The sequence below is a fragment of the Actinomadura harenae genome (assembly GCF_003696215.1).
Taxonomy (GTDB): Bacteria; Actinomycetota; Actinomycetes; order Streptosporangiales; family Streptosporangiaceae; genus Spirillospora; species Spirillospora harenae.
This window is the reverse complement of record NZ_RFFG01000031.1, coordinates 12042-36139: the sequence shown is the minus strand read 5'-3', so window position 1 is coordinate 36139 and position 24098 is coordinate 12042. Positions and strand designations below refer to the sequence as shown.

The 24098-nt window shown below is 73.5% G+C and carries 20 protein-coding genes; 8 read left to right on the top strand and 12 right to left on the bottom strand.

Annotated elements, in window-relative coordinates; genetic code table 11:
• Nucleotides 1-236: 236 nt before the first annotated feature.
• Complete coding sequence (locus EBO15_RS18685; protein ID WP_122195690.1) at nt 237-2405, top strand: elongation factor G-like protein EF-G2; 2169 nt, start codon at nt 237-239, stop codon at nt 2403-2405.
• Nucleotides 2406-2543: 138 nt separating this feature from the next.
• Nucleotides 2544-3410 (top strand): polysaccharide deacetylase family protein, encoded by an 867-nt coding sequence (locus EBO15_RS18680; RefSeq protein WP_158628272.1) that lies wholly within the window; start codon nt 2544-2546, stop codon nt 3408-3410.
• A 13-nt stretch (nt 3411-3423) separates the two neighbouring features.
• On the opposite strand, the gene EBO15_RS18675 is transcribed toward EBO15_RS18680, so the two are convergent.
• From EBO15_RS18675 to EBO15_RS18660, 4 genes are all read right to left on the bottom strand, one after another.
• Nucleotides 3424-3960 carry an HIT family protein gene (locus EBO15_RS18675; protein ID WP_233616289.1) on the bottom strand — a complete coding sequence of 179 codons (537 nt, stop codon included), beginning with the start codon at nt 3958-3960 and terminating at the stop codon, nt 3424-3426.
• 266 nt (nt 3961-4226) lie between these two features.
• Nucleotides 4227-4832, bottom strand: a complete 606-nt coding sequence (locus EBO15_RS18670; protein ID WP_122195688.1) for a hypothetical protein — start codon at nt 4830-4832, stop codon at nt 4227-4229.
• Between the two features lie 38 nt (nt 4833-4870).
• On the bottom strand, nt 4871-6838 hold the full coding sequence (gene thrS, locus EBO15_RS18665) for a threonine--tRNA ligase (protein ID WP_122195687.1): 1968 nt from the start codon (nt 6836-6838) through the stop codon (nt 4871-4873).
• Between the two features lie 295 nt (nt 6839-7133).
• On the bottom strand, nt 7134-8606 hold the full coding sequence (locus tag EBO15_RS18660) for a sugar porter family MFS transporter (RefSeq protein ID WP_122195686.1): 1473 nt from the start codon (nt 8604-8606) through the stop codon (nt 7134-7136).
• Between the two features lie 230 nt (nt 8607-8836).
• Here EBO15_RS18660 and EBO15_RS18655 point away from each other — a divergent pair, with 230 nt between their 5' ends.
• Complete coding sequence (locus tag EBO15_RS18655) at nt 8837-10129, top strand: sensor histidine kinase (RefSeq protein ID WP_122195685.1); 1293 nt, start codon at nt 8837-8839, stop codon at nt 10127-10129.
• 56 nt (nt 10130-10185) lie between these two features.
• Nucleotides 10186-10854 carry a response regulator gene (locus EBO15_RS18650; protein ID WP_122195684.1) on the top strand — a complete coding sequence of 223 codons (669 nt, stop codon included), beginning with the start codon at nt 10186-10188 and terminating at the stop codon, nt 10852-10854.
• A 44-nt stretch (nt 10855-10898) separates the two neighbouring features.
• Here the strand turns inward: EBO15_RS18650 and EBO15_RS18645 are convergent, their stop codons facing one another.
• Together EBO15_RS18645 and EBO15_RS18640 are read right to left on the bottom strand one after the other, a co-directional pair.
• Nucleotides 10899-11855, bottom strand: a complete 957-nt coding sequence (locus EBO15_RS18645) for a quinone oxidoreductase family protein (protein WP_122195683.1) — start codon at nt 11853-11855, stop codon at nt 10899-10901.
• A 55-nt stretch (nt 11856-11910) separates the two neighbouring features.
• Complete coding sequence (locus tag EBO15_RS18640) at nt 11911-12708, bottom strand: SDR family oxidoreductase (protein WP_122195682.1); 798 nt, start codon at nt 12706-12708, stop codon at nt 11911-11913.
• Nucleotides 12709-12754: 46 nt separating this feature from the next.
• Here EBO15_RS18640 and EBO15_RS18635 point away from each other — a divergent pair, with 46 nt between their 5' ends.
• Complete coding sequence (locus EBO15_RS18635; RefSeq protein WP_122195681.1) at nt 12755-13978, top strand: acyl-CoA dehydrogenase family protein; 1224 nt, start codon at nt 12755-12757, stop codon at nt 13976-13978.
• Nucleotides 13975-14715 (top strand): TetR/AcrR family transcriptional regulator, encoded by a 741-nt coding sequence (locus EBO15_RS18630; protein ID WP_122195680.1) that lies wholly within the window; start codon nt 13975-13977, stop codon nt 14713-14715. Before EBO15_RS18635 ends, EBO15_RS18630 begins: the two co-directional genes overlap by 4 nt.
• Here the strand turns inward: EBO15_RS18630 and EBO15_RS18625 are convergent.
• On the bottom strand, nt 14709-16211 hold the full coding sequence (locus EBO15_RS18625; protein WP_122195679.1) for a S15 peptidase family protein: 1503 nt from the start codon (nt 16209-16211) through the stop codon (nt 14709-14711). The genes EBO15_RS18630 and EBO15_RS18625 overlap by 7 nt on opposite strands.
• 239 nt (nt 16212-16450) lie before the next feature.
• Here EBO15_RS18625 and EBO15_RS18620 point away from each other — a divergent pair, with 239 nt between their 5' ends.
• Nucleotides 16451-17914 carry a threonine/serine exporter family protein gene (locus EBO15_RS18620; RefSeq protein ID WP_233616282.1) on the top strand — a complete coding sequence of 488 codons (1464 nt, stop codon included), beginning with the start codon at nt 16451-16453 and terminating at the stop codon, nt 17912-17914.
• Nucleotides 17915-18045: 131 nt separating this feature from the next.
• Entirely contained in the window at nt 18046-18456 is a 411-nt protein-coding gene (locus EBO15_RS18615; protein ID WP_147481543.1) for a luciferase domain-containing protein, read from the top strand.
• A 25-nt stretch (nt 18457-18481) separates the two neighbouring features.
• On the opposite strand, the gene kynU is transcribed toward EBO15_RS18615, so the two are convergent.
• The 5 genes from kynU to EBO15_RS18590 are packed head-to-tail and all read right to left on the bottom strand — an operon-like array spanning nt 18482 to nt 24072.
• On the bottom strand, nt 18482-19765 hold the full coding sequence (gene kynU / locus EBO15_RS18610) for a kynureninase (protein WP_122195677.1): 1284 nt from the start codon (nt 19763-19765) through the stop codon (nt 18482-18484).
• A complete protein-coding gene (gene dmpG, locus EBO15_RS18605) occupies nt 19762-20790 on the bottom strand; it encodes a 4-hydroxy-2-oxovalerate aldolase (RefSeq protein WP_122195676.1) in 1029 nt (342 codons plus the stop codon). Before dmpG ends, kynU begins: the two co-directional genes overlap by 4 nt.
• Nucleotides 20787-21704 (bottom strand): acetaldehyde dehydrogenase (acetylating), encoded by a 918-nt coding sequence (locus EBO15_RS18600; protein ID WP_122195675.1) that lies wholly within the window; start codon nt 21702-21704, stop codon nt 20787-20789. Before EBO15_RS18600 ends, dmpG begins: the two co-directional genes overlap by 4 nt.
• The gene (locus EBO15_RS18595) at nt 21647-23005 is read right to left on the bottom strand and encodes a carboxylesterase/lipase family protein (RefSeq protein WP_122195674.1); all 1359 of its coding nucleotides are present in this window, start codon (nt 23003-23005) and stop codon (nt 21647-21649) included. Before EBO15_RS18595 ends, EBO15_RS18600 begins: the two co-directional genes overlap by 58 nt.
• On the bottom strand, nt 23002-24072 hold the full coding sequence (locus EBO15_RS18590; protein ID WP_122195673.1) for an amidohydrolase family protein: 1071 nt from the start codon (nt 24070-24072) through the stop codon (nt 23002-23004). Before EBO15_RS18590 ends, EBO15_RS18595 begins: the two co-directional genes overlap by 4 nt.
• Nucleotides 24073-24098: the final 26 nt, after the last annotated feature.

Here is a 24098-nt window from a genome sequence, read left to right as displayed (position 1 = left end):
TTCATCGAGGCTTCGGGAGTTCGAGGGCCGGGCATCGCGGGGGCGGACAAGGGCGGCCCAGCGCGCGCCGCGCGGCGCGCCCATCGTAGTGCTCATCAATACCACCTCACCCCTTGTGATCCGCGCCGACACGGGAAAGGGTGAGGAGACGGATGTGACGCCGCTCACTCCGGGCAGAACCACCAGGAGGAGCGTGACGGGCTCCCATGGCGGGAGCCCGCCCGAGGAGGTGTGTCATGACGGACAGAGCAAGCCACCCGGGTGGCCATGGCAGGGCACCGGAGGCCGACCGGCCGGGCAACGTGCGCAACGTCGCGCTGGTCGGCCACTCGGGGGCGGGGAAGACGACGCTGACCGAGGCCCTGCTCGCCGCGACCGGGACGATCCAGCGCGCGGGAAGGGTCGAGGACGGCACGACGGTCAGCGACTTCGACGACGTCGAGGTGCGCCAGCAGCGCTCGGTGAACCTCGCCCTCGCCCCGTTCGAGTACGGCGACGTGAAGGTCAACCTCATCGACACGCCCGGGTACGCCGACTTCGTCGGGGACCTGCGGGCCGGGCTGCGCGCCGCCGACGCCGCCCTGTTCGTGGTCTCCGCCGTGGACGGCGTCGACGGGCTCACCCGGATGCTGTGGGACGAGTGCGCGGCCGTGTCGATGCCGCGCGCGGTCGTGGTCACCAAGGTCGACCAGCAGCGCGGCGACTTCGACGACACCCTGACGCACCTCCGGGAGGCGTTCGGCGAGGGGGTCCTGCCCTGCTACTTCCCGGTGTCCAAGGGCGAGGAGCTGACCGGGCTGATGGGGCTGCTGACGCAGCGGTGCTTCGACTACGCCACCGGGGAGCGGGTCGAGTGCGCCCCGGACCCGGCCTACCTGGACCGGATCGCCGAGCAGCGGGCCTCGCTGATCGAGGGGATCATCCAGGAGAGCGAGGACGAGTCGCTCATGGACCGGTACGTCGCCGGTGAGGACATCGACGTCAAGGCCCTCATCGAGGACCTGGAGAAGGCGGTCGCGCGGGGCAGCTTCTACCCCGTCCTCGCGACCTCGGTGCCGCACGGCCAGCAGCCCGGCCCGGTCATCGGGATCGCCGAGCTGCTGGAGGTCGTGACCGAGGCGTTCCCGTCCCCGCTGGAGCACACGTGCCCGGAGGTCGCGCCGGTCGCGGGCGGCCCGCCGCGCCCGATCGCCTGCGACCCCGAGGGGCCGCTGGTCGCGGAGGTCGTCAAGACCGTGTCCGACCCGTACGTGGGCCGGATCTCGATGGTCCGGGTGTTCTCCGGGACGCTGCGCCCGGACAGCACCGTGCACGTCTCGGGGCACGGCATGACCGACCGGGGCCACGAGGACCACGACGTGGACGAGCGGATCGGCGCGATCAGCTCGCCGCTCGGCAAGACCCCCAGGACGGTCACCGAGTGCGTGGCGGGCGATGTCTGCGCGGTCGCCAAGCTGGCCCGCGCGGAGACCGGCGACACCCTGTCGGATCCGGCGAACCCGCTGGTCATGGCGCCGTGGTCGATGCCCGACCCGCTGCTCCCGGTCGCGATCCGGGCGCAGTCGAAGGCCGACGAGGACAAACTCGGGCAGGCACTCGGGCGGCTGGTCGCCGAGGACCCGACGCTCCGCCTGGAGAACAACGCCGAGACCCGGCAGCTGGTCCTGTGGTGCATGGGCGAGGCCCACGCGGACGTGCTGATCGACCGGCTCGCGTCCCGGTACGGCGTCGAGGTCGAGCGGATCGACCTGCGGGTCCCGCTGCGCGAGACGTTCGGGGGCAAGACCGACGGGCTCGGGCGGCACGTCAAGCAGAGCGGCGGGCACGGCCAGTACGGGATCTGCCACATCGAGGTGGAGCCGCTGCCGTCCGGGGAGGGCTTCGAGTTCGTGGACCGCATCGTCGGCGGCGTGGTCCCGAGGCAGTTCATCCCCTCGGTGGAGAAGGGCGTCCGGCAGCAGATGGAGCGCGGCGTGTCCGCCGGGTACCCGCTGGTCGACATCCGGGTGACGCTGTACGACGGCAAGGCGCACTCGGTCGACTCGTCCGACATGGCGTTCCAGGCGGCGGGCTCGATGGCGCTGAAGGACGCGGCGGGCAAGGTCCCGGTGCTGCTGCTGGAGCCGGTGGACGAGGTCAGCGTGCTGATCGCGGACGAGTACATGGGCGTGGTGATGTCCGACCTGACGTCCCGGCGCGGGCGGGTGCTCGGCACGGAGACGCTGGCGGCGGGCGGCCGGACGGTGATCCGCGCCGAGGTGCCGCAGCTGGAGATCACCCGGTACTCGATCGACCTGCGGTCGTTGTCGCAGGGCACGGGCAGCTTCCACCGGACGTTCCTGCGGTACGAGCCGCTGCCGTCGCACCTGGCGGACAAGGTCGCCGAGGAGGAGAAGGCGGACTGACCGGGTTCCCCGCCGGCCGCTGAGCGATCCCGGTGATCGGGGGCCGTCCCCGCGCGGACGGCCCCCTTTCTCCGCTTTTCTCACAGCTTGGTCACCCCGCTGGGGAATTCTCGGCGAACTATGAGATTCTTTTCAGCTGTGACAAACACGGGGGACGAGCGGGGCCGGGAGAAACCGAGCCGCCGCAACATCATCAAGGGCGCGGGGCTGGCCGTGGGCGGCCTGGCCGTGGGGGCGGCCGGCGGGGCCGCCGCCGTCGCGGCGGTCCCGGACGGGACGCCGAAGTCGGCCATGGCGATCCCGGTCGCGGGGCCGTGGCGCCCGGCGCACGGGCACGTGGACGTGACCTGGTCGGTCGACACCTCGCAGAAGCTGGTGGCGCTGACCTTCGACGACGGCCCGATGCCGAACTGGACCGGGATGGTCCACGACATCCTGGACGCCGAGAAGGCCAAGGCCACGTTCTTCATGGTCGGCGAGCGGGCGGTCGCCAACGCCAAGATCATCCACGGCCGGATGGACAGGCACGAGGCCGGGAACCACACCTGGGCGCACAAGGACATGTCGCGCCTGACCCACGCCGAGGCCGTGGACGCGATCCACCGGGCGCACAAGGCGATCGCCCAGATCACCGGCAAGGAGCCCCGGCACCTGCGGCCGCCCTTCGGGCAACTCGGCGGGACCACGATGAGCGCGGCGGGCCAGCTCGGCTACGACCTGACGCTCTGGGGCATCAAGATGCTCGAGAAGACCTACGAGAACCACCCGCAGGGCCTGGTCGACTACATCGTGAACAACGTCACGCCGGGGACGATCGTCCTCGCGCACGACCACGGCAACCCCGACCGGCTCGTGGCGCTGCGGAACCTGTCGAAGATGATCCAGGGGCTGCGCGCGAAGGGCTTCGAGTTCGTCACGGTCTCCGAGCTGGTCGCCGCGTCCGGGCCGCCCGCCCAGGCGCCGCAGAAGCCGTCCCGGTCGCCGTCGCCGCTCACCGGGCACTGATCCCGGGGACGGGTCAGGACCCGTCCGGCCAGGCGTCGGCGATCAGCCGCCGGGTGTCGTGAAGCAGTTGCGGCAGGACCTTCGTGTGGCCGACGACCGGCATGAAGTTGGTGTCCCCGCCCCAGCGGGGCACGACGTGCTGGTGCAGGTGGGCGGCGATGCCCGCGCCCGCGACCTGGCCGAGGTTCATGCCGACGTTGAAGCCCTGCGCTCCGCTCGCCGCGCGCAGGGCGGTGATCGCCCGGCGGGTGAACACGGCCAGCTCGGTGTACTCGTCCTCGTCCAGGCCGGTGTAGTCGGCGACGTGCCGGTACGGGACGACCATGAGGTGCCCGGAGTTGTACGGGTAGAGGTTCAGCACCGCGTAGACGCCGTTCCCCCGCGCCACGACCAGGCCGTCCTCGTCGCCCATCTTGGGGATCTCGCAGAACGGGCAGCCGCCGTCCTCGCCGGACGCCTTGTTCTCGCCCTTGATGTAGGCCATCCGGTGCGGCGTCCAGAGGCGCTGGAAGGCGTCGGGAACGCCGGCTCCGCCGCGTTCCTCCTCGATCTCGGGTCCGGGCGGGCCCGCCTCCCCCGTCGCGGGCGCGCTGCCGCGCACCTCCGGCACCACGGGGCCCTCCGGCTCTACGCTCAAGGCGGCGCTCTCCTTTGCTGACGGCCTGACCAGCCAGCATAGAGAGGCACTCCGGACCGGCCGCCGCCGGGTCACGGGCGCCCAGCTCAGGCGGCGTGGCCCGGGTGCCCGGCCGTCAGACGGGACAGCCGTCAGACGGGCCGACCTCCAGGCGGGCCGGGCGCCCGGCGGGGCGGGCGTCAGGCGGGGCGGGCGTAGCAGGTCTGCATGTCCACGCCGACCGACAGGGTCGTGATCTTGACGCGGCGGACCAGGGTGGGCGCGACGGCGAAGTGGAAGGTCCGCGTGCCCGCCGCCCGGACGGTCGCCTGGTCGCTCAGCGGGCCGTGGCCCGCGACGGTGACCTCGGCCTTCACCACGCCGGCGCCGCCGACGGTGACGGCGACCTCGACGCCGGAGGCGCCCCCGGCGCGGTAGGAGGCCGTGCCCTGCGGGCAGTAGTCGAAGCCGACGGCGCCGTCCGTGCCGGGCATGGGCGCGCCCTGGTCGCCGGGCTGCGCGGTCGTCCCCGGGGACGTCCCCGGACGCGACGGCGACTGCCCGCCTCCCCCGCCCTGCGGCTGCTGCACCGGCCCCGACGAGGACACGGCACCGCCGGGCGCGCCGCCCGACGGGCCCTGGCCGCCCGTCCCGGAGGCGGACGGCCCGGACCCGTGCCGTCCGCCGAAGGCCTGGAACACCAGGACCGCCAGGGCCGCCGAGACCAGCAGGGCCGCGCCCCCGTAGCCGAGGAGGCGGGCCGCCGTCACGCCCGGTCCGGCGGACGGCGGGCTGCTGGTCTTCATGCTGCGTACTCTCCGGGGGGGTGCTGACGTGCGGCTGATCAGACCTGGACGCGCTCGCGCACGGCCTTGACGATCTCGTCCACGGCGTCCGGGATGGCGACGCCGTTCTTCTGCTCGCCGTTGCGGTACCGGAACGAGACGGCGTCGGCGCTCACGTCCTCGTCGCCCGCGAGCAGCATGAACGGGATCTTCTGCTTCTGCGCGTTGCGGATCTTCTTCTGCATCCGGTCGGACGAGGCGTCCACGTCGATCCGGATGCCGTGCTCGCGCAGGGCTGCGGCGACCTTCTCCAGGTGCGGGACGTGCGCGTCGCCGATCGGGACGCCGACGACCTGCACCGGGGCGAGCCACGGCGGCATCGCACCCGCGTAGTGCTCGATCAGGACGCCCATGAACCGCTCGACCGACCCGAACAGCGCCCGGTGGATCATCACCGGCTGCTGCCGGGTGCCGTCCGCCGCCTGGTACTCCAGGCCGAACCGCTTCGGCTGGTTGAAGTCGAGCTGGATGGTGGACAGCTGCCAGGTGCGGCCGATGGCGTCGCGCGCCTGCACGGAGATCTTCGGGCCGTAGAACGCCGCGCCGCCCGGGTCGTCCATGAGGTCCAGGCCGGAGTCCAGCGCGGCCTGGCGCAGCGCCTCGGTGGCCTCCTCCCAGTCCGCGTCCTCGCCGATGAACTTGTCGGACTCGTCGCGGGTGGACAGCTCGAGGTAGAACTCGCGGAGCCCGAAGTCGCGCAGCACGCTCAGGACGAACTGGAGCAGCGACTTCAGCTCGTCGCCCATCTGCTCCTTGGTGGTGTAGATGTGCGAGTCGTCCTGGGTCATGCCGCGGACGCGGGTGAGGCCGTGCACGACGCCGGACTTCTCGTACCGGTACACCGACCCGAACTCGCAGAGCCGCAGCGGCAGCTCGCGGTAGGAGCGGCCGCGGGCCCGGAAGATCAGGTTGTGCATCGGGCAGTTCATCGGCTTGACGCGGTAGTCGACGCCGTCCAGCTCGAAGGGCGGGAACATGTCCTCGCCGTAGTAGGGCAGGTGCCCGGAGATCTCGAACAGCGACGACTTGGTGATGTGCGGGGTGTTGACGAACTCGTATCCCGCGTCCAGCTGCCGCTGGCGCATGTAGTCCTCCATCTCCTTGCGGATGATCCCGCCCTTGGGATGGAAGACCGGCAGGCCGCTGCCCAGCTCGGACGGGAAGGAGAACAGGTCGAGCTCGGCGCCCAGCCGGCGGTGGTCGCGCTTCTCGGCCTCGGCGAGCATCGCCAGGTACTCGTCCTGGCGCTCGCGGGTCTCCCACGCGGTGCCGTAGATGCGCTGGAGCTGCGGGTTCTTCTCGCTGCCGCGCCAGTAGGCGCCGCCGGACCGCATCAGCTTGAACGCGGGGATCACCCGGGTGGTCGGCAGGTGCGGACCCCGGCAGAGGTCCTTCCACCGCAGGTCGCCCGACTTGGCGTCGAGGTTGTCGTAGATGGTCAGCTCGCCCGCGCCGACCTCGACGTTCGCGCCGTCGTCGGCGGACGCCGCGCCCTTGAGGCCGATCAGCTCCAGCTTGTACGGCTCGGCGGCGAGCTCGGTGCGCGCCGCGTCGTCGGAGACGACCCGGCGGGAGAACCGCTGGCCCTGCTTGACGATCTCGCGCATCCGCTTCTCGATGCGCTTCAGGTCGTCCGGGGTGAACGGCTCGGCGACGTCGAAGTCGTAGTAGAAGCCGTTCTCGACCGGCGGGCCGATGCCGAGCTTCGCCTCGGGGTGCAGCTCCTGGACGGCCTGGGCCATCACGTGCGCGGCGGAGTGCCGCATGATCGCGCGGCCGTCCGCCGAGCCGATCTCGACCGGCTCGACGACGTCGCCCTCGGCCACCTGGTGCTCGAGGTCGCGCAGCTGCTCGTTGACCCGCGCCGCGATCACGGTGCGGCCGTCGGCCTCCAGGGCCTGGCCGGCGGTCGTGCCCGCGGGCACCACCCGCTCGCTCCCGTCGAGGGTGATGCGCAGCTCTGACACGGTGTCTCCTCGCGTTTCTGGTCGGGTTTCGGAATGGTATCGACCGGGACCCCTGAACGCGGTGAGGCCCCGGGAGCTCGCTCCCGGGGCCTCACCGCAGTTCGAAGATCAGGACGTGCGGCCGTGACGCCGGGACGGACCCGGCGTGGTCGTCAGCGCCTTCACGGCGGCGAGCACGGCTCTCACAGGGGCGAGTGTACTACGCGCGTCCCGAGGGCAGGGCGCCCGTTATGGGCGCCGGTCAGGGGCGCCGGTTGATGGGCGCCGGTTGATGGGCGCCGGGCACGGGCTTCGGTCACGTGGTGGACGGCCTGGAGTGCTGTGAGGGCGACTGGAGCTTGTCCATGTCCTCCAGTTCGCGGCCCTTGGTCTCGGGGACGCTGCGCCAGACGAAGAAGAACGCGAGCGCGGCGAACAGCGTGTAGAGGCCGTAGGCGAGGCCGAGGGACAGCCCGGACAGCCACGGGAACGTCACGGTGATCAGCCAGTTGGCGATCCACTGGGCGGCGGCGGCGACCGCGAGCGCCGAGGCCCGGATGAAGTTGTTGAACATCTCGCCGAGCATCACCCAGACGACCGGCCCCCAGGTGGAGGCGAAGCCGAACACGTACAGGTTGGCGGCGACCAGCGCGACCGGCCCGGCCACGTCGCCGAGCTTGGGGTTGCCGTGCACGACGGGCGCGGTGGCGAAGCAGACCGCCATGACGCCGAGGGTGACCGCCATCAGGGCGGCGCCGAACAGCAGCAGCGGGCGGCGTCCGATCTTGTCCACGAGCGCGATCGCGACGAGCGTGGAGCCGACGTTGACCAGCGAGTTGATCACCGAGGTGAGCATCGCGTCGTTCTCGCCGAACCCGGCGGCCTGCCACAGCGTGGTCCCGTAGTAGAAGATCACGTTGATGCCGACGAACTGCTGGAACACCGACAGCAGGATGCCGATCCAGACGATCGGCAGCAGCCCGAACCGGCCGTCCCGCAGGTCCCGGAGGTGGACCGGGCGGTCCGAGGCGATCGACCTGACGATCTCGCCGATCTTGACGTCCACGTCCCCGCGTCCGGTGACCTTCCGCAGCACCTGCCGGGCGCGGGCGAGCTCCCGCTTCTTGACCAGGTAGCGGGGGGACTCGGGGATGACCAGCGAGACCACGCCGTACAGGATGGCGGGCACCGTCGCGGCGGCGAACATCCAGCGCCAGGCCGAACCGCCCCAGGGGACGTGGCCGGTCGCGCCGCCCACCGACACCCGGGCGATGATGTAGTTCACCACCAGCGCGGAGAAGATGCCGAGGACGATCGCCATCTGCTGGAGCGAGCCGAGCCGTCCGCGGAGGTTCGCCGGGGCGATCTCGGCGATGTAGGCGGGCGCGATCACCGACGCGGTGCCGATGGCCAGGCCGCCGCACACGCGCCAGAACGTCAGGTCCGCGGCGCTGAACGCCAGGGCGGAGCCGACCGCGCTCACCACGAAGATGACCGCGGCGGCGACCATGACCTTGACCCGGCCGACCCGGTCGGCGATCGGGCCGGCGCACCAGGCCCCGGCGGCGCAGCCGAGCAGCGCCGAGGAGACCACGAACCCGATCCAGAACGAGTTCAGGTGGAACTGCTCCTTGAGCGCCCCCACCGTCCCGTTGATCACCGACGAGTCGTAGCCGAACAGGAACCCGCCCAGCGCGGCGGCCCCGGCGAGCATCACGGCGACGGCGGCGGAGTGCCCGTGCGCGGCGGTACTGGTCGACGTGCCGGTCTCCCTGCCCTCCGTAGTCATGTCGGTGATCTTTTCCCCGGAAAGGATCGGTCACTCCCGGCGGACGGCCAAGGTTCGGCCGGGTCCGCCCGGATCGACACGGACCGGATCGACACGGACCGGGATCGCCGCGGACCGGATCCGCGCCGACCGGATCCCGCGGGCCGGCCGTCCGATACCCGAGGTGGGGTCGTGATCTCCCTCTCCGGAGGCAGGCGGCCGTGACCTCGGGCGGAATAGTCTCCAGGGAAATGAGCGACCAGCCTTCTTCCTCCTCCGCCGCCGCGTCCGGCGCGCCGGCCGGCGCCGACCTGGTGCGGGCGGCGCTGCGCCGCGCGGTGCTGCCCGGCGTCGCGACCGGACCCCACGCGGTGCGCCCGTCCCTGCCGCGCAGGCGGCGTTCGCGTGTGCCGCTGATCGTGCTCGTGACGCTCCTGGCGATCGGGTTGACCGGCGGGACCATCGCCATCCCGATCTCGGTCTCGCACCGGTCGGGCGACGAGAGCGTGTTCCTCGGCCTCCTCCAGGCCGCCCCACTGGCTGTGGCGCTGTTCCGGCCGCTGCTGGCGTGGCGGATCATGGCGGCCGGGCTGCTGCTCGGCGCGCTGGTGATCGGCGGCCCGCACTTCTGGCCGTGGACGCCGACCGCCTGGCTGGCGTTCATGGTCGTGCTGTTCTGCATCGGGATGGCCGGGGACCGGACCGTCGTGGCCGGCGTCGGCCTGGTCAGCGTGGCCGGGGTCGTCGGCCCGGCCACGATGGTGGCGATGCCGGTCTGGTTCGGGCTGATCCTCTCCACGCTGGCGCTGCTGGCGCTGGTGTTCGGGGACGCGGTGGGCGGACGGCGGATCGCCGAGCGGGCGCTGCGCGAGCAGGAGGAGCTGCACCGCCGCGACCTGGCCCGGCAGGCGGTCCTGGAGGAGCGCGCCCGGATCGCGCGGGAGCTGCACGACGTGGTCGCGCACCACATGTCGGTGATCGCGATGCAGGCCGAGGCGGCCCCCTACAAGATCCCCGAGTTGCCGGACCAGGCCCGCGCGACGTTCGTGGTGGTCCGGGACGCGGCCCGCCAGGCGCTGACCGAGACCCGGCGGGTCGTCGGGCTCCTGCGCGCCGAGGACGAGGCGGCCGAGCGGGCCCCGCAGCCCGGCCTCGCCGGGCTGGACGAGCTGCTCGAGGCGGCGCGGCGGTCGGGGCTGACGGTGACGAGCTCGGTGACGGGGATGCCGCGTCCGCTCGCGACGGGCGTGGACCTGTCGGCGTTCCGGATCGTCCAGGAGTCGCTGAGCAACGCGTCCAAGTACGCGCCGCGCGGGGCGGCGCGGGTGGAGATCGGCTACGGGGACGAGGCGCTCGACGTGGCCGTCCGGGACGAGGGGCCGGGGCCGGACGGCACGCCCGAGTCGTCCGGCGGCGGGCACGGGCTGGTCGGGATGCGGGAGCGGGTCGCGATGCTGGGCGGGTCCCTGAGGGCCGGTCCCCGCGGGGACGGCCGTCCCGGCTGGGCGGTGTCCGCGGAACTCCCCTACGGAGAGCCGGACTGACCCGCACCGGAACGAACCGGGGTGTTCGCGCCCGGGGGACGCCCTAGGGTGATCTCGTGACGATTCGGGTGCTGATCGCCGACGACCAGGTGATGATTCGCGACGGACTGGCGGCGCTGCTGTCGTCGGATCCGGAGATCGAGGTGGTGGGGCAGGCGGGGAACGGCCGGGAGGCGGTCGACCTCGCCCGCGAGCTCGCCCCGGACGTGGTGGTCATGGACATCCGGATGCCCGAGATGGACGGCCTCGCCGCGACCGCCGAGCTGGCCGGCGACCCGGACAAGAACGACGCGGACGCCCCGAAGGTGCTCGTCCTGACCACCTTCGACCTGGACGAGTACGTCTACGAGGCGCTCGGCGCGGGCGCCAGCGGGTTCCTGCTGAAGGACGCCCCGGCCGCCGACCTGGTGCAGGGCGTGCGGGTCGTGGCGTCCGGGGACGCGCTGCTCGCGCCGTCCATCACCCGGCGGCTGATCTCCGACTTCGCGCGCCGCCGTCGGCACGAGCGGCCGAGTCCGGCGGCGACGGCCGCGCTCACCCCGCGCGAGCGGGACGTGCTGCGGCTCATCGCGCGCGGGATGTCGAACGCCGAGATCGCCGCCGAGCTGGTGCTGGCCGAGCAGACGGTCAAGACGCACGTCGGGCACGTCCTGACGAAGCTGGGGCTGCGCGACCGCACCCAGGCCGTCGTGTTCGCCTACGAGAACGGCGTCGTCGGCGACTGAGCCGTCCCGTCCGGGTGGCGAACGGCCCGGGTGCGGCCGTCCCGTCAGCGGGACGGGTCGAGGACGAGCTTGCCGGTCGTGCGGCGGGACCGCAGGTCCTCGTGGGCCCGGCGGACCTCGGACAGGCCGTACTCGCCGCCCGCGACGACCTTGAGCCGCCCGGACGCGGCGAGGCCGAACAGCTCGTCCAGCGCGGCGCCCATGACGTCCCCGGGCAGCTGGAACACGTGCGCCAGCCACATGCCCGCGACGGTCGTCGAGTGCGACATGAGGTTGGCGGGCTGGACGGGCTTGGGCAGCTCGCGGGACGCCATGCCGTAGAAGGCGAGGCGGCCGAACGGGGCGAGCGCGGTGAGGCTCTGGTCGGTCACGGCGCCGCCGGTCATCTCCAGCACCACGTCCACGCGGCGCCCGTGGTTGGCCTCGATCAGCGCGGCCTTGAGGTCGGGCTCCTTCGGGTCCACGGCGATGTCGGCGCCGAGGTCCAGTGCGAGGGCGCGCTTCTCCGCGGACGAGGCGGTCGCGATGACCCGTCCCGCGCCCCACGCCTTGGCCAGCTGGACGGCGAGGGTCCCGACGCCGCCCGCCGCCGCGTGGACGACGACCGACTCGCCGGGGGCCAGGTGGGTGCTGCGGCGCAGCAGCAGCCAGGCGCTGACGCCCTGGACGACCATGCCGAGCGCGGTGACGTCGTCGATCGCGTCCGGGACGTCCCAGGCGGTCGTGAGCGGCGCGACGGCCTTCTCGGCGTAGCCGCCGGTGCCGAGCAGCGCGACGACACGGCGTCCGTCGGGGGTGCGGCCGACGACCTCGCCGCCGGGCACCATCGGCAGGGTCTGCCGGGACAGGTAGCTGTTCTCGGCCTGGTGGGTGTCGGCGTAGTTGATCCCGGCCCGGTCGACCTCGACGAGGGTCTGGCCGTCGCCGGGCACCGGGTCGGGCAGCTCGACCGGTGTGAGGACCTCGGGCCCGCCGAACTCGGTGATCTGGATGGCGCGCATCTGCTCTCCTACTCGGCGGGCTCGGCTTCTCGGGGGGCTCGGCTTCTCGGCGGGCTCAGCGGGGCCCGGGGACGCCGCGGAACCGGAACGGCTCGGACGGGCGGCCGGGCACCACGTACCAGGCTTCACCGGCGCCGTCCCCGTCCAAGATTGCCATGAACGCGTCCACCACGTCCGGGAGGGGCAGGACCGGGAACCCCTGGCGTTCCAGCTCGTCCTTGATCGTGGCGATGATGTCGGTCTCGGCGAACGACGGGCAGAGGGCGTTCACCCGGATGCCCTCGGCCCGGTGCGCGGCCCCGAGCGCCCGGACGAGCCCGATGACGGCCGCCTTGTTCGCGCCGTAGACCGGGTCGAAGGGCGTGGCGGTGAGCCCGGCCATGCTGGCGGTCGCGACGATGTCGCCGCCGCCCCGGGCACGCAGGGCGGGAAGGGCCGCGTGGACGCCGTAGACGACGCCGTCCACGTTGATGGACATCGCGCGGCGGTAGGCGGCGGGGTCGAAGTCGTCGCCGAGGCCGAAGCCGCTGATCACGCCCGCGTTCAGGAACGCCAGGTCGAGGCCGCCGAAGGTGTCCACGGCGGTCTGGACGGCGCGCTCGCTGTCGGCGGGCTCGCGGACGTCGCAGCGGACGAACGCGCCGTCCAGCTCGGCGGCGAGGGGCCGTCCGGCGTCCTCGTCGACGTCGGCCAGGACGACGTGGACGCCCTCGCCGGCCAGCCGCCGGGCGGCCGCCGCGCCGATGCCGTTCGCGCCGCCGGTGATGAGCGCGACCTTCCCCGCGCGCCCGCTCTCCGGCCCTCCCGCGCGTCCGCTCGAGCCGGGGTCCGCTGGTCCCTGGAACGCCGTCATGGCACCTCACCTCGTAAGTAACTGACCCGTCAGTTACTATAGCTCCATGGACTTCGGTTTGAGCCCCCGCGCCGAGGAGTACCTCGGCCGCCTGCAGGACTTCATGGACGCCCACGTCTACCCCGCCGAGCCGGTGTACGCCGAGCAGCGCCGGGAGCTGATCGCCGCCGGACGGCCGCACGACCTGCCGCCCGTCGTCGAGGAGCTGAAGGCCGAAGCGCGCGAGCGCGGCCTCTGGAACCTGTTCCTCCCCGACAGCACCGACCCGGCGCACGGTCTCACCAACACCGACTACGCCGGCCTCGCCGAGGTGACCGGGCGCTCCCCGCACCTGGCGCCCGAGGCGCTCAACTGCGCCGCGCCCGACACCGGCAACATGGAGGTGCTGCACCTGTTCGGCACCCCCGAGCAGAAGGAGCGGTGGCTGAAGCCGCTGCTGAACGGCGAGATCCGGTCCGCGTTCGCGATGACCGAGCCGGACGTGGCCAGCTCGGACGCCACCAACATCTCCACCCGGATCGAGCGCGACGGCGACCACTACGTCATCAACGGCCGCAAGTGGTGGATCACCGGCTCGGCCGACCCGCGCTGCAAGATCATGATCGTGATGGGCAAGACCGACCCGGACGGCCACCCCTACCTCCAGCAGTCCATGGTGCTGGTGCCGATGGACACGCCCGGCGTCGAGATCGTCCGGTCGCTGCCCGTGTTCGGCTACCACGACCAGGAAGGGCACTGCGAGATCCGGTTCACCGACGTCCGCGTCCCGGTGGAGAACCTGGTCGGCGAGGAGGGCGGCGGTTTCGCGATCGCGCAGGCCCGGCTCGGCCCCGGCCGCATCCACCACTGCATGCGGGCGCTCGGCATCGCCGAGCGGGCACTGGAGCTGATGTGCCGCCGCGCGATCGACCGGGTCGCGTTCGGCAAGCCGCTGGCCGCGCAGGGCGTCGTCCGGCAGCAGATCGCCGAGTCCCGGATGGCGATCGAGCAGGCGCGCCTCCTCACCCTGAAGACCGCGTGGCTGATCGACAAGCAGGGCGTGAAGGCGGCCCGCTCGGAGGTCGCCGCGATCAAGGTCGTCGCGCCGCGGGTCGCCCTCGAGGTCGTCGACCGGGCCATCCAGATCCACGGCGGCGCGGGCGTCTCCGACGACACCCCGCTCGCCGCGATGTGGGCCGGGCTGCGCACGCTCCGCCTCGCGGACGGCCCCGACGAGGTGCACGTCCGGTCCGTCGCACGCGCGGAGTTGGGTAAGTTCACCGCACGATGAACAACACCACGGGGGGCATGGGCGCGAGCCCGGGCACGCGGCGGCGAATGCCGCAGGCGCGGCGGCGGGAGCAGCTGCTCGGGGTGGCGCTGCGGGAGTTCGGGCGGCGCGGGTACCACTCGACCCAGATGGAGCACGTGGCGGCCGCAGCGGACGTCTCCAAGGCGCTGCTGTACCAGCACTTCGCGTCCAAGGAGGAGCTGTTCGCCGAGGTCGTCGGGTCGGTCGTCGCGGAGCTGACCGGACGGCTCGGCGCCGCCGTCCGCGCCGAGGACGACTCGGTCGACCGGATCCGGGCCATGGTGCGGGTGCTGTTCGACTACGCCACCGACGAGCCGGACGCCTGGACGCTGGTCATCCGGCACCTGGACAAGCCGGAGGTCGGGCCCGGCCTGCGCGAGCTGCGCGACCGCCTGGGCTCCTCGTTCGCCGACCTGCTGCTGATCCGGCGCCGCGCCGATCCCGCCCTGTCCCCCGCCGAGCTCGCGGTCAACGAGCACCGCGCCCGGCTGCTCGTCCCGCTGATGTACGGGTCGATGCTGTCGATGGTGTCGTGGTGGCTGGAGCACCCGGGCACCCCGCGCGACCGGGCGGAGGCGATGGCGGTCGAGTTCATCTGGCTCGGCCTTGACCGCCTCCGCACCGGTGAGCGCCTGCGTCCCCCGGAGGGGCAGGAGCCCCCCGGGGAGGAGTCCTCCGGGGACGAGTCCTCCGGGGAGGAGCGCTCGGCTCAGTAGTCCGCGACGGGGCCCGGCTGGACGGTCGGGACCGTCAGGGAGGCGTTCGACGCGTCCAGCCAGCCGAGAGCCTTCTGCGGGGTGAACAGGGCCGTGCCCGGCGTGATCTGGAGCGCCAGCCGGTGGCCGGGGCCGACCTTCCAGGACACGGCCTCCAGGTCGCGGTCGACGGTGTGGCGGCGTCCGTCGAGCGTGATCGGGACCGGGGTGGCCTGGTTGCCGACGACGAGCCCGGTGTCGACGTCCACGATCTGGGCGTAGACGGCGGTCTTCGGGTGCAGGGCGCGGCCCTGGTAGGTGAGCTTCAGGTGCGGGACGCCGACGGCCTGGCCGTCCTTCTTCGGCGACGGGATCGCGACCGTGAGGCCGTTCTTGGCGGGCTGCGCGACCGTCTGGGAGCCGGAGGTGTCCAGCGAGCTGAGGTTCAGGTGGCCCTTGCCGGACGCGCGCAGGGGCGCCTCGGCCGGGGCCGGGTAGGACGCGGCGGTCCGGTACACGCCGTCCTGGTCGATGTACTCGAAGCCCGCGCCGGTCTTCACCGAGGCGTCCTTCTTGAGGTAGCGGGCGAACCAGGCGAGGGTGGCCTGGTTCAGGTGGTCGGCCGACCCCGGCTTGGTCGTGCAGGTGCCGTGCCCGCCGCAGAACCAAATCATCTTCACGGGCGCACCGTGCGCCTTGATCGGCTTGTAGAACGACAGCCCCTCGCGCAGGGTGAACAGCGTGTCGACGGTGCCCTGCATCACGAGGGTGGGGATCTTGACGCGGTCGACGAGGTCGCCCGCGCCCGCCTGCATGAACCGCTTCTGGACGGACGGCGACAGCGTGCCGTTCAGCGTCCCGGACGCGCAGCCCTCCAGCACCTTCCCGGCGATCCGGTTCCCGTTCATGACGCCGCCGAGGCAGAGCAGGGAGCCCCAGCCCGCGCGGTAGACCTCGTCCCGGTAGAGGCTGCGCTCGACGCTCTGGAACGCGATGGTCGGGGTGATCACGTCGACGCGGCGGTCCATCCCGGCGACGACGAGCTGGATGCCGCCGCCGTAGCTGCCGCCCGCCATGCCGAGGCGCGGGTCGCCGGGGCGGTCGAGCTGGACCTCGGGCTGCGCCGCCGTCCAGTCGATGATCTTCATGACGTCGCGGCCCTCGACGGCCGGGGTGTCCACGTTGGCCGCGCCGTCGGAGCCGAAGCCGCGCGCGTTCCAGGTCACGACGTTGTACCCGGCGCCGGTGAGCAGCGCGAGCTGCCCCTTGGCGGGGTCGGTCTCGGCGCGTCCGCCCCAGCCGTGGCCGAGCAGGACGGTCGGGGCCTTGGACCCGGCGGCCAGCCCCCTGGCCGGGAAGAAGTTGGTGGTGATGCGGACGCCGTCGAACGAGGCGATCTTCACCGTGCGCGGCGCGGGCGCGTCGTCGGCGTGCGCGGGCACGGCCGTCACCAGGGGCAGGGCTGCGGTCAGCGCGGTCGCCGCGACGGCGGCGGCCCGGCGGGGTCCACGGGGCATGGGGGAACTCCGATGTCCAAGGGGGTAATCGATCACTGATCCGGATCCCAGTAGCTACACCCCCGCCTCCCTTCTGGGCAATCCCTGAGAATCCGCCACGAACCGCTGGCGTGGTGCCGGACGGCCCGATCGACGATCATGCGCGGGCAAAGAGTCGGCCGCCTCCCCGCGTCCCGCCACGGTCCCCGCGCACCCGGGCCTTAGCGTCGCCGCAGGTCGCATCGGAGCCCGGGGGGTCAGTGGACGAGGATCACGGCGAGGCCGGCGGCCCCGCCGAAGCCGACGCGGCCGGGAACGGATCGGATGATCGTCACCGCGACGGACCGGACGGACCGGCCTGGACGGACCCGGCGGACACGGGAGGGACGGGCACCACCGGCGAGAACCCGCTGGCCGCGATGGAGGCGGCGCTGCGCGGCTCGCGCGAGCCCGGTGTCGGGACGGACGCCTACGCCACGCTCGACCTGGCGCTGCGGGTCGGGGAGCTGCTCCTGGCGGGCGGCGACACCGCCGAGTCCGTCGACCTGGCCATGGGCCGGATCGCGCGCGCGTACGGGCTGCCCCACACCGAGAACAACGTGACGCTCGCCGCCGTCGGGATGTCCTACATGCCGCGCGGGGACCGTCCCCCGGTGACGGCGGAACGGCGCGTGCGGCGGCGGACGCCGAACTACACGCGGCTCGTCGCCGTCGACCAGATGGTCCGCGAGGCGGCCGGCGGGCTGCTCGGCTTCCAGCAGGCCAAGTTCCGGCTCAGCGACATCATCGGGCACCCGACGGCCTATCCCCCGTGGGTGCAGGCGACCGCGCTGTCGGTGCTGGGCGCGGCGGGCGCGGTGCTCGTCGGCGGCGGCGTGTACGCGGCGCTCGCCGCGTTCGTCGCGACGCTGCTCGGCGACCGGACCGGCGCGTGGCTCGGCCGCCGCGGCATGGCCGACTTCTTCCAGATGGCGCTGGCCGCCGCGATCGGGACGCTGGTCACCGTCCTGCTGGTGGCGACGGACGCGCCCGTGCGGTCCGGGACGGTCATCATCGGCGTGGTCATCGCACTGATCCCCGGGCGCGCGCTGGTGGTGTCCATGCAGGACGGCATCGCCGGGGACCTGGTGACCGGCACGACCCGGCTGGTGGAGGTGCTGTTCGTCATCGTCGCGATCCTGAGCGGCATCGGCGCGGTCACCTACGTCGCCGCCCGCAACGGCGTGCCGATCTCGCTGGCGCACCTCCCGACCGCGCCGACCCTGATCGCCGCGCCGCAGACGCTCGGCGCGGGCGCGATCGCGGTGACGTTCGCCGTCTACCACCTGGTGTCGGGACGGCTGCTGCCGCCGGTCGCCCTCGGCGGGATGCTGGCCTGGGCCGTCCTGGTCGAGATGCGCGGGCTGGACCTGCCCGCCGCGCCCGCCACGGCCGTCGCCGCGACCGTCGTCGGGCTGCTCGGCACCGCCTACGCGCGGATCATCCACGTCCCGGCGCTGGTCTGCGTGACGCCGTGCATCGCGCCGCTGATGCCGGGGACGCTGATGTACCGGGGCATGCTGGAGCTCACGACCGGGCGGACCGGGGTGGCCGCGGTGGTGCTCGCCGAGGCGCTCGCGACGGCGCTGGCGATCGGCGCGGGCGTCTACGTGGGCGGGGAGCTGCTCCGGCTCGCCCGTCCGGCGCGGCGCGTCCTGCGTCCGCCGAGGCGCGTCGGCACCTGACGTCCCGGGCGTCCCACGCGGGACGTTTCGGCAGGTCCCACCGCGTGTCCGGGCACCTGGCGGACGTCTGGGCGTAACGATTTCGACTCGGGCGGTTCCCCTCGGCGTAGTCACGGCGGGACGATGCGTGCGTGGCAGCCGACGGGAGTGGCGCGACGACGACAGCGACGACTGCGGCGACGACGACCGGGGGTATCGGCGGCCGTCTGCTCGCCCAGGTGGGGTCCTGGCCCGATGTGACGGTGGTCCCCGCCGACTGCGGGCTCGGCACCGCGCTGGCGGCCGGCGGACGGCAGGTGCTGCACCTGCACGGCGGGGACGAGGCCGAGTTCCGGCTGACCCGTCCGGTGCTGGACCGGCTGGGCGAGACGCTCGCCGGGTCGGGCCGGGTCCGGGTGCGGCCGGGCGGCGAGTGGGCCGCGGTCCGCCTCGACACCGACTCCGACCTCGCGCTGGCGCTGGCCCTGACCAGCGTGGCGCTCAAGGCGACCGGGACGGTCCGGGACGCGGCGCCGTGCGGCGCGGCGTCCCGGACCGGCTGAACCGGGCTCGGCTCTGGGGCTCGGGTCAGGTGAGCCTGGCCAGGGCCTCGGCGGCGCGGTGGCAGTCGTGGAAGGTGCAGTAGAGCGGGACGGGAGCGAGCCGGACGATGTCGGGCTCGCGGGCGTCGGCGATGACGCCCGCCTCGTCCGCGAGGGCCTTCACGAGGGCGCCCGCGTCCGCGACGCGCAGTGAGAGCTGCGTGCCGCGCTGCGCGGGATCGTCCGGGGTGATGACCTGGACGCCGCCGACCGGGGCGAGCCGTCCGGCGAGGTAGGCCGTGAGGCGCTCGCTCTTGGCGCGCAGCGCGGCCATGCCGACCCGGTCGAAGATCTCCAGGGAGACCAGCACCGGCGCGAGGGCCATGATCGGCGGGTTGGACAGGGCCCAGGCGTCGGCGGTCGGCGGGTGGTCGACGTCCGGGTCCATGCGGAAGCGGATGTCGGCGCGGGTGCTCCACCAGCCGTCCAGGCGCGGCAGCGCGGTGTCGCGGACGTGCCGTTCGTGGACGAACGCGCCCGCGACCGCGCCCGGCCCGCTGTTGAGGTACTTGTAGGTGCACCAGGCGGCGAAGTCGACGTCCCAGTCGTGCAGGCTCAGCGGGACGTTCCCGGCGGCGTGCGCCAGGTCCCAGCCGACGACGGCGCCCGCCTCGTGGCCCGCGCGGGTGAGCGCCGCCATGTCCATGAGCTGGCCGGTCAGGTAGTTCACGCCGCCGAGCATGAGCAGGGCGACGCGGTGGCCCTCGCGGCGCAGGTAGTCGGCGACGTCCTCGGTGCGCAGGGTGTCCTCGCCCGGGCGCGGCCTCAGCCGGACGACCGTCTCCGCCGGGTCGAGCCCGTGGTGGACGGCCTGGCTCGCGACCGCGTAGGAGTCCGACGGGAACGCCGCGTCCTCGATGACGATCCGCGTCCGCTCCCCCGCCGGGCGGTAGAAGCTGGCCATCAGCAGGTGCAGGTTGACCGTCAGCGAGTTCATCGCGACGACCTCGTGCGGGAGCGCGCCGACCAGCCGCGCGGCGGGCTCGGTCAGCAGCTCGTGGTACGACACCCACGGGCGCCGGGCCTGCGTGTGCCCCTCCACGCCGAGGCGGGACCAGTCGGTCAGCTCCTCGGCCAGCCGCGCCGCGGTCGCCTTCGGCTGGAGGCCGAGCGAGTTGCCCGCGAAGTACGCGGCCTCCTCGTGGGGGCCGCCGGGCGCGGGCGGGATCAGGAACTCGGCGCGCAGCGTCGGGAGCGGGTCGGCCGCGTCGAGGCGGCGCGCCTCCCCCTCCAGGGTCCCGGCTCCGCGGGTCCCGGCCTCGTCGGTCACTTCTTCTTTCCTTCGATCAGGTCGAGTGCCACGTCCACGATCATGTCCTCCTGACCGCCGACCATGCCGCGGCGGCCCACCTCCACCAGGATCTCCCGGGTGTCGAGGCCGTAGCGGCGGGCCGCGTCCTCGGCGTGCCGCAGGAAGGACGAGTACACGCCCGCGTAGCCGAGCGTCAGCGTCTCCCGGTCCACCTGGACGGGCCGGTCCTGCAACGGCCGGACGATGTCGTCGGCGGCGTCCATCAGCCGGAACACGTCACAGCCGTGCTTCCAGCCCATGAGGTCGGCGACGGCGACGAACGCCTCCAGCGGGCAGTTCCCGGCGCCCGCGCCCATCCCGGCGAGCGACGCGTCCACGCGGCGGACGCCGTTCTCGACGGCCACGACCGAGTTCGCGACGCCGAGGCCGAGGTTGTGGTGGGCGTGGATGCCGATCTCGGTCTCGTCGGACAGGACGTCCCGGTAGGCCCGGACGCGGTCGCGGACGCCGTCCATGGTCAGCCGTCCGCCGGAGTCGGTCACGTAGACGCAGTGCGCGCCGTAGGACTCCATGAGCCGCGCCTGCCCGGCGAGCGTCGCGGCGTCGGCCATGTGCGACATCATCAGGAACCCGGCGACGTCCATGCCGAGCTCGCGGGCGGTCGCGATGTGCTGGGCGGAGATGTCGGCCTCGGTGCAGTGCGTCGCGACCCGCACCGACCGGACGCCGAGCTCGTGCGCGCGCTTGAGGTCGGCGATCGTGCCGATGCCGGGCAGCAGCAGCGTCGTGAGCCTCGTGTTCGGCATGACCTCGGCGGCCGCCGCGATCCACTCCTCGTCCAGGTGCGCGCCGGGACCGTAGTTCACGCTCGACCCGGCGAGGCCGTCGCCGTGCGCGATCTCGATCGCGTCCACGCCCGCCGCGTCCAGCGCGGCGGCGATCTCCCGGACCTGGTCGACGGTGTAGCGGTGCCGGATGGCGTGCATGCCGTCCCGCAGCGTCACGTCCTGGACGTACAGCTCGACGCTCTCTGCCGCGGTCATCGGGTCGCCAGCCTCTCTGCCACGCGCAGCGCGGCGGACGTCATGATGTCGAGGTTCCCGGCGTAGGCGGGCAGGTAGTGCGCGGCGCCCTCGACCTCGAGGAACACCGACACCAGGTTCCCGGGTCCGCCCCCGGCGAGCGCGGCGAGGGGGTCGGCGGCGTCCAGCGGGCGGATCTGCACCTTCTGCTTCAGCCGGTAGCCCGGCACGTACGCGGCGACCTCGCCGATCATCTTCTCGATCGACGCGGTGACCTGCTCGGGATCGCAGTCGCCGGTCACGCAGTACACCGTGTCCCGCATGATCAGCGGCGGCTCGGCCGGGTTCAGCACGATGATCGCCTTGCCCTTCGCCGCGCCGCCGACCTCCTCCAGCGCCCGCGAGGTGGTCTCGGTGAACTCGTCGATGTTCGCGCGGGTGCCCGGCCCGGCCGACCGGGAGGCGATGGACGCGACGATCTCGGCGTACCGGACGGGCGTCACCCGCGACACGGCCGCGACGACGGGCACGGTCGCCTGGCCGCCGCAGGTGACCATGTTGACGTTGGGGGCGTCGAGGTGCTCGTCCAGGTTGACGGGCGGGACGACGTAGGGGCCGATCGCCGCCGGGGTCAGGTCGACGATGCGCCTCCCGTAGGGCGCGAGGACCTCGGCGTTGTGCCGGTGCGCCTTGGCGGACGTGGCGTCCAGGACGACCGTGACGTCCGCGAACTCCGGCATCGCGACCAGGCCCTCGACGCCCTCGTGGGTCGTGGCGACGCCGAGCCGGCGGGCCCGGGCGAGCCCGTCGGAGTCCGGGTCGATCCCCGCGAGCACCGCGACGTCGAGCAGGTCCGACGTCCGGAGCACCTTGATCATCAGATCGGTGCCGATGTTGCCCGATCCGATGATCGCGACGCGCTGCGCGTCCGGCATGGCACAGTCTCCCTTCCGTGACAGAAATCGGCGAAGGCCGTGGTGGTCTCCGTGCCGAGGGCGGCGACGTCCGGGCCGGTCCCGGTGAGCGGGGCCAGCCTCCGGTCGCCGAGGGTGCCGAGGTGGAACGGGACGTCCACCAGGTGCGCCGCGCCGAGCGCCACGCCCCGGTGGGCGAACGGCGAGCGGTGCGCGAACGTGACGCGGTGGACCTCGCCGCCGTGCGCGGCGTGCCAGCGGGCCAGCTCGTCGGCGGGGCGGCGCCACACCAGCTCGGTGCGGGCGTCCGCGGCCGACAGCGTGGCCGGGTCGATCGCGGCGAACAGCCGCGTCTCCTCCGCGGTGGTCGTCACCAGCAGCGGGACGTCCGGGACGGCGCCGGACCGGACCGCGTCCATCGGGTGCCGGGGCAGGAACGAGCCGTCCACGACCGGCGCGACGGGCAGCACGCCCTCGACGGGCGGAAGCGTCCGCGCCGCCTCGCCCTCGGCCGCGAGGACGGCCCGCAGCGGCGCGGACCGCGGCTGCGCGCGTCCGAGGGCCCGCCGGAACGCGGTCGTGAACGCGCGGGCGCGCGCCACGGTCGCGAAGCCGTACGGCAGGGCGCTCATCACCGCCGCGCGGTGGAACAGGCCCCGCGCGCTGGGCGCGGCCATCAGCGCGAGCACGCTCATCCCGCCCGCCGAGTGCCCGGCGAGGGTGACCCGGTCCGGGTCGCCGCCGAACCCGGCGATGTTGGCGCGGACCCATTCCAGGGCCGCGACCTGGTCGCGGAGCCCGAGGTTCGCGGGGATCTCGTCGTCGTGGCCGAAGCCGAGGACGCCGAGCCGGTAGTTGACGGTGACGACGACCAGGCCGTGGTCGCGGGCGAGGACCGTCCCGCGGTACATCGGCTGCGCGCCGGACCCGGACACGAACGCGCCGCCGTGCAGGAACACCAGGACCGGGCGGCGGCCGGGCACCCCCGTCCTCCCGGACACCCTTGATCCCCCGGGCACCCTTGATCCCCCGGGCACCCCGGGCACCCCGGGCACCCCCGGCGTCCAGACGTTCAGGGTGAGGCGGCCCTCGCGCCCGGCCTCCGGGTCGATCTCCAGGCCGGGCACCCACCCCATCCGGCCCGGACGCTGCGGGACGGGCGGGCCGAACACACGGGCCTCGCGGACGCCGACCCACGGGACTGGCGGCTCCGGCGGCGCGAACCGGCGGGGCGGCACGGCGTAGGGGACGCCCGCGAACAGGGTCGTCCCGTCGTCGGGGCCGCCGCGCACCGTCCCGGTGGCGGTCGCGACCGCCGTCATGAGGAGAGCCCCGCCGGCGGACGGCCCGCCGGGGCGCCCCCTGGGACGTCTCCTGAGGCGTCCGCCGGGGCTCCCGCGCGGGCGAAGAACCGCTCGGCGTTGCCGCCCAGGATCGCCGCGCGGTCGGCGTCGGACAGGCCCGCGCAGGCGCGGACGGCCGAACCCGGGTCCTTCTCGCCCAGCGGGAACGGGTAGTCGGTGCCGAGCATGACGCGCTCGACGCCCATGACGTCCACGAGCAGCCGCAGCGCGCGCGGGTCGAACACGGCCGAGTCCACGTGGAACCGGTCGGTGTACTCCGACGGCGGGCGCGGCGAGTCGGCGCGGACGATGTCGCGGTTCCGCCAGGCGTTGTCGGCGCGTCCAAGCAGGAACGCGAAGCTGCCGCCGCCGTGGCAGAAGCACAGCCGCAGCGTCTCCGGAAGCCGCTCGAACGTGCCGCCGAGCATCATGGCGAGGATGCCGAGCTGCGTCTCGGCGGGCATCCCGACCAGCCACGGCAGCATGTGCCCGCGCATCCGGTCGGTCGCCATCATGTCCCACGGGTGGACGAGCACGGGCAGCCCGAGGCCGGCGCAGTGCGCCAGGAACTCGGCGATCGCGCCGTCGTCCAGGTTCCGCTCGCCCACGTGGTTGCCGATGTGGACGCCCCGGTGCCCGGCCGCGGCGGCGCGCGTCGCGACGTCGCAGGCCGTCGCGGTGTGCTGCAGCGGAACCTGGCAGAGCGGCAGGAGCCGCGCCGGGTCGGCCGCGCAGTACCGCAGGATGCGGTCGTTGACCAGGTCGCACCAGGCGGCCGCGCGGGACGGGTCGGCCTCGTACCCGAACATCAGCGGCGTGGACGAGACCGCCTGGACGTCCACCCCGGACGCGTCCATGTCGGCGAGGCGGCGGGCGGGCTCCCACAGGCCCTCGTCGACCGGGCGGTACTCGGCGGCGCCGCACATCATCATGCCGGTGCCGTCGCCGTGGTCGCGCAACCAGGGCTCGTCCGCGTCGCTCAGCAGCCGTCCCTCCGCGCGGGTGATGCGCGGGAAGACGTGCGCGTGGACATCGAAGACGCTCACGGGGACCTCCGTTTCCGGGCGTGCTC